Consider the following 1,071-nt stretch of genomic DNA (forward strand, 5'->3'; position numbering starts at 1 on the left):
CGTAATATAAGCAACATCATAAACCCCAGCCTCTCCTTCCTCTCCTTCTCCCTTTCCCCTTTCTCTCTCCTCTTTTCTCCCTTCTTCCCCCCTCCCTCTTTTCTTTCCCTCCCCCCCCCCCCCTTCCTCCCCCCCCTCCCTCTCTCTCTTTTTCCCCTTCTTTTTTTCCTCCCCTTTTCTCTTTCCTCCTCTTTTCTTTTTCTCCTTTTTCCTCCCTCCCTTTCCTTTTTCTCCTTTCCCTCCTTTCCCTCTTCCTCTCTTTCTCCCTCTCTCCTTCCTCCCTCTTTTTCCCTTCCTTCTTCCTTTCCCCTCTTTCCTTTCCCCTCCTCTCCCCCTTTCCTTTTTTCCTCCTCTTCCCTTTTCCCCTTCCCCCTCTCTCCTCCTCCCCCCCCCCTCCTTTCCTCCTTCTCTCTCTTCCCTCTTCTTCCCCCTCTCCCTCCCCTCTTCCCTCTTTCCCTCCCTCCTCCCCTCCCTCTTCCCTCCTTCTCTTCCCCTTCTTTTCCTCTCCCTTCCTCCTTTCTTTCCTCCCCTCTTCCCCCCTTTTTCCCTTTTTTTTTCCCCTTCCTTTCTCCCTCTCCTTTTCCCCTCCCTTTCTCCTTCCTCTTTCCCTTTCTTCTCTTTCCCTCCTCCCTCCCTTCCTCCCCCCCCCTCCTCCTCCCTTTTCTCTTCCCTCTCTTTTCTCTCTCCTTTTTCTTTTTCTTTCCCCCCCTTTTCCTCTCCTTCCTCCCTCCTTCTTTCCTCTTCCTCTTCCCCTCTTCTCTTCCCCCCCCCCTCTTCCTCTCTCTTCTTTTTTTCCCCTTTTCTCCCCCCCTTCCTCTCCCCTTTTTTCTCCTTTTTTCTCTCTCCTCTCCTCCTCCTTCTTTCTCTCCCCTTCTTTCTCCCTCCTCCCTTTTCTCCCCTTCCTCTTCCTTTTTTTTTTTTTCTCCCTTCCTTTCTCTTTCCTCTCCTCCTTCCTTTCTTTTTTCCTTTCCTTCTTCCTTTCTTTCCCCCTTTTCTTTTTTCCCCCTTTCCCCCCCTCTTTTTTTCTTCCTTCTCCCTCTTCTCCTTCTTCTTTTCCCCCCTTCCCCCCCC

Annotated in this window: 1 protein-coding gene; it reads right to left on the bottom strand. The window is 51.7% G+C overall.

Going from position 1 to position 1,071, the window contains the following annotated elements; all coding sequences use genetic code 11:
* Positions 1–16: 16 nt before the first annotated feature.
* Positions 17–1,071 (bottom strand): hypothetical protein (locus A3773_RS19695; protein ID WP_197462821.1); only part of this gene is annotated, 1,055 nt, incomplete at its 5' end.

This window comes from Neptuniibacter pectenicola, assembly GCF_001597735.1.
Lineage (GTDB): Bacteria > Pseudomonadota > Gammaproteobacteria > Pseudomonadales > Balneatricaceae > Neptuniibacter > Neptuniibacter pectenicola.